This window comes from Curtobacterium sp. B18 (assembly GCF_000333375.1).
GTDB lineage: Bacteria > Actinomycetota > Actinomycetes > Actinomycetales > Microbacteriaceae > Curtobacterium.
Genome location: NZ_BACZ01000582.1, coordinates 1 through 4,479, shown reverse-complemented (window position 1 = coordinate 4,479; position 4,479 = coordinate 1). Strand labels below are relative to the sequence as shown.

The 4,479-nt window shown below is 72.4% G+C and carries 4 protein-coding genes; 2 read left to right on the top strand and 2 right to left on the bottom strand.

Annotated features, from left to right (window positions below):
• Window positions 1–189 precede the first annotated feature (189 nt).
• Together I5E_RS22890 and I5E_RS15710 are read right to left on the bottom strand one after the other, a co-directional pair.
• Window positions 190–840, bottom strand: coding sequence for a GntR family transcriptional regulator (locus I5E_RS22890; protein ID WP_022907818.1), 651 nt, complete (start codon window positions 838–840; stop codon window positions 190–192).
• 12 nt (window positions 841–852) lie between these two features.
• The gene (locus tag I5E_RS15710) at window positions 853–2,979 is read right to left on the bottom strand and encodes an MMPL family transporter (protein ID WP_022907817.1); all 2,127 of its coding nucleotides are present in this window, start codon (window positions 2,977–2,979) and stop codon (window positions 853–855) included.
• Between the two features lie 76 nt (window positions 2,980–3,055).
• On the opposite strand from I5E_RS15710, the gene I5E_RS15705 reads away from it, so the two are divergent.
• A complete protein-coding gene (locus I5E_RS15705) occupies window positions 3,056–3,463 on the top strand; it encodes a MarR family winged helix-turn-helix transcriptional regulator (RefSeq protein ID WP_022907816.1) in 408 nt (135 codons plus the stop codon).
• A 204-nt stretch (window positions 3,464–3,667) separates the two neighbouring features.
• The coding region (locus tag I5E_RS15700; protein WP_022907815.1) for an LCP family protein at window positions 3,668–4,479 on the top strand (812 nt) is incomplete at its 3' end.

Below are 4,479 nucleotides of genomic sequence, written 5' to 3'. Positions count from 1 at the left end.
GACGGACCAGCGAACAAGCGGCGGGCGCCGGAGCGCGCCGAGCAGAGCCCGGCCAAGGAGGAGCAGCCCGAGCCCGAGACGCGCAAGNCCGCGNNCNCCGCGAAGNNCCCCNCCNCCCCCCNGCCCGNCACNNAGCNCNCCNANCTGATCCCGTCCGTCAGGTGGTCGAGTCCCGCGTCACCCGTCCCGTCAGGCGCGGGACGGGAGCAGGTGGATCGCCTCCATGGCGAGCTCGGCGGCGATCGGGTCCTTCGCGGTGACCGCGGCCTTGAGCTTCTCGAGCTCGGGCAGCACCACCTCGGCCGGGATCAGCTCGGCGAGCTCCGGCACCCGCAGCTTGAACGCGAGTCCGTCCGTCGTCGACCGGCAGAGCTGCTCGAGCGACGGGTTGCCGCAGTGGTCGGCCCACAGCGCGTAGATGTCGGCGCCGTGGTGCGCGACGTCCCCCTGCCGCTGCGCCTCGACCTGCGCCGTCACGTCGTCGAGGGTCTTCACGACCTTCTTGCGCTGTGCGTCGGTGAACCGCGGCGTCGCGAGCCGGGCGACGCCGCCGTAGATGACGCCGAGCGTCCGGTACGCGTCGAGCAGCTCGTCCTTGGACGGCGCGGCGACCCGGGTGTACCGGTTCGGGGCCATCTCGATGAGTCCGGCGCGGGCGAGCTCGGCGAGGGCCTCGCGGATGGGGGTGCGGGAGACACCGAGCCACGCGATGAGGTCGTCGTCGTTGAGCCGTTCCCCGGGCTCCAGCGTGCCGTCCATGATCGCGTCCCGGATCTTGTCCTGCACGGTGTCGCGGAGGAGCTTCCGCTCGGCGGCGGGCTGCGTCGAAGGAACTGGCATGCGCCCAGCGTGTCACATGTGATGGGCCGCACGCGACAGGCGCGACGGCCACCAGGCCCGGCGTCCGAGGTCGTACGCGAGCGCCGGGACGAGCAGCGACCGGACCACGATCGTGTCGAGCAGCACCCCGAACGCGACCACGAACGCGATCTGCACGAGGAAGAGGATCGGGATGACGCCGAGCGCCGCGAAGGTCGCCGCGAGCACCACCCCAGCCGAGGTGATCACTCCGCCGGTGACGCCGAGTCCGCGCAGCACGCCCTCTCGCGGGCCGTGTTTGAGGGCCTCTTCGCGCACGCGGGTCATGAGGAAGATGTTGTAGTCCACGCCGAGCGCCACGAGGAACACGAACGAGTACAGCGGGACGCTCGGGTCGGCCCCGGCGAAGTGGAAGACGTGGTCGAAGACGAGGGCACCCACCCCGAGCGCCGCGGCGAACGACACGATCACGCTGCCGATGAGCACGAGCGGCGCCACGATGCTCCGGAGCAGCAGCATCAGGATGAGCAGGATGACCGCGAGCACGACCGGGATGATCAGGGTGCGGTCACGGATGCCGGTGTCGTTCGTGTCGACCGCGGTGGCCGTCGCACCGCCGACGATCGCGTCGGGGTCCACCCGCTCGACCGCCGTCCGGAGGTCGCGCACGGTCTGCTCGGCCGCGTCGGAGTCGGCCGGGTCGGACAGCGTCGCCTCGAGCAGGACGTCGCCGCGGGAGACGGTCGGGGTCGCACCGGCGGTGCCGCCCTGGTTGCCGCTCGTCGCCACGGGGACGGTGCCGGACGGGGAGTCCTTCGCCGCCGCCACGACGCTGTCCACGCCGTCGACGCCGGTGATCGCGGCGGCGAGCGCGTCGGTCTCCGACGCGGCGCCGATGACCTGCGCCGGGCTGCCGGAACCGCCCGGGAAGTGGTCGGCGAGGACGTCCTGGCCGTCCCGCGCCTGCGAGCTGCCGATGACGAGGTCGCTCTGCGGGACCCCGTCGGCCTCGAGCCCGATGAGTCCGCTGCCCATCGCGAGGAGCCCGACCGTGCACACGATCCAGACCACCCGGGAGCGTCGGGCGACGAGCCGGCCCACCCGTGCCCAGATCCCGCGGGCGTCGGGCCCGGTCAGGACGGGGTGCGCGCTGCCGTACTTCGGCCGGAGGGGCCAGAAGGCCGCACGCCGGAACGCCAGCAGGAGCGCGGGCAGCAGCGTGAGCGCCGCGAGGAGGCTGAACGCGATGCCGATGGCCGCGACGGGACCGAGCGCCTTGTTCGAGTTGAGGTCCGAGAGGAGCAGGCAGAGCACGCCGACGATCACGGTGCCGCCCGACGCCAGGATCGGTTCGAGGCTGCCCCGCAGCGCGGCCTTCGTCGCGTCCCACCCGGTGCGGTGGTCGCGGAGCGCCTCGCGGAAGCGCGCGGTGTAGAGGAGCGCGTAGTCGGTCGCCGCGCCGATCACGAGGATCGACAGGATCCCCTGCACCTGGCCGTTCACCGTCACGATGTCGGCCTTGGCGAGCCACCACACGACGAGGATCGAGGCGCACAGGGCGAAGGTCGCGGTGCCGAGCACGAGGATCGGCAGGAGGGGTGAGCGGTAGACGACGATGAGGATCACGAAGACCGCGGCGAGCGCCACACCCAGCAGCAGGCCGTCGATGCCGGCGAACGCCTCGGTCAGGTCGGCGGTGAACCCGGCCGGTCCGGTGACGTAGCCCCGCACCCCGGACGGCAGGGCGTCCTCGACGTCGGCACGCACCGCCTCGACCGCGGTGCCGGTGTCGGCGTCCTGCGTGAGCGTCGCGACGATCTCGACCGCGTCGCCGTCCTCGCTGGGGATCACCGGGCTGACACCCTGCACGTCGTCGCGGTCCCCGAGTCGCTCCGCCAGGGTCGCGGCGGCACGCTGGTCCGCCGCGGTGAGGCCGCCGTCGCGTTCGAGCACGACGATCGCCGGGGCGCCGGACGCCTGCCGGAACTCCGACGCACGCTCCTGCACCCTGGTCGCGTCCGCCGACGCCGGCAGGAACGACGTCTGGTCGTTCGTGGACACCTCGGAGATCTTGCCGAAGAACGGACCGCCGACGGAGGCGATCGCGAGCCAGACCACGATGACGAGCGCGGGGAGGACGATGCGGATGAAGCGGGACACGACCGTGAGCGTACTCCGATCGTCAGCATGCTGACTACCAGGCGGCGTGCACCACCCGCTTCCGTAGACTCGGGACATGGACGAGACCCCCGACGCATGGCCGCTCGGGCGTCTCCTCTCCGCTGCGGCCCGTGCGATCGAGCGGGACTGGGACGAGCGGCTCCGCGCGATCGGGCTCCCGCACGCGGCGCTCATCGCGATCGACATCCTGCTGCGGACCGGCCCGACCGGCGCGGACACCCTCGCCCGGACCGCTCGCGTGCAGCCGCAGACGATGTCCAGGACGCTCGAGCGGATGGAGCGCGACGGCCTGGTGGAGCGCTCGGCGCACCCCGAGGACCGACGACGCCGGATCGTCACCGTGACGGACCGCGGGCGCGAGGCCTGGGAGACCGCACGACACATCGAGCGCGACGTCCTACCCGACGACGCGGCACTCCGGGGTGCCCTGACGTCACTGCTCGCGAAGCACCGCCCGAACTGAACACCTAGCGGTTGATATTCCACATACGGTAGACTCGCGGGGTCGGTCACCCGATCGACCCGACCCACGGGAGCACCGATGTCCGAGCACCGAACCCCCGAACGCCGAGCAGACGGGCGCCGAGCAGACGAGCGCCGAGCAGCCGAAGGCCGCGTTGACGGGCGCCGAGCACGGCGGCAGCAGCGTCGGAGGCGTCCGCTGCTCGTGGCCCTCCTCGGCACCGCCGGGGTCCTCGTCGCCGTCGCCACCGTCGCAGCCATCGTCGCCGGGCTCTTCGTCGGCGGGCTCGTCCGGAGCTACGACGCCGGCAAGGACGTCCTGGACGACCCGTTCCCGACCGGGGCGCGACCGGCCCCGACCGACGGCGCCGAGAACATCCTGCTCATCGGCTCGGACTCCCGGCAGTCCACGACAACCGGTGCTGACCGCGGACGCGGCGGACGCTCGGACACCCTGATGCTCGCCCACGTCCCGGCCGACCGGAAGGGCGTGTACCTCATGTCGATCATGCGCGACTCGTGGGTCGAGGTCCCCGGCCACGGCACCGCGAAGATCAACGCGGCGTACTCCTGGGGCGGGGTCCCGCTGACGGTGCAGACCGTCGAACGACTGCTCGACGTGCGCATCGACCACGTCGCCGAGATCGACTTCGCGGGCTTCGCGGGCATGACCGACGCGCTCGGCGGGGTGACGGTGCAGTCGCGGACCGCGTTCTCGACGACCGGGCACACGTTCGCGGCGGGGGCGAACCACCTCGACGGCGCAGCGGCCCTGGCGTTCGTCCGAGAGCGGCACGCGTTCGCCGACGCCGACCACACCCGGGTACGGAACCAACAGGCGTTCATGCGCGGGATCGTCGACGGACTCCTCTCGCGGGACACCGTCACGAACCCGGCGCGGGTGCAGGACTTCGTGCGGGCGACGAGCGAGTACCTCTCGGTGGACCGCGGCCTGACCTTCGGCACGATGGTCGACCTCGGCTGGTCCCTGCGCGGGATGCGCCCGTCGACCTCCGA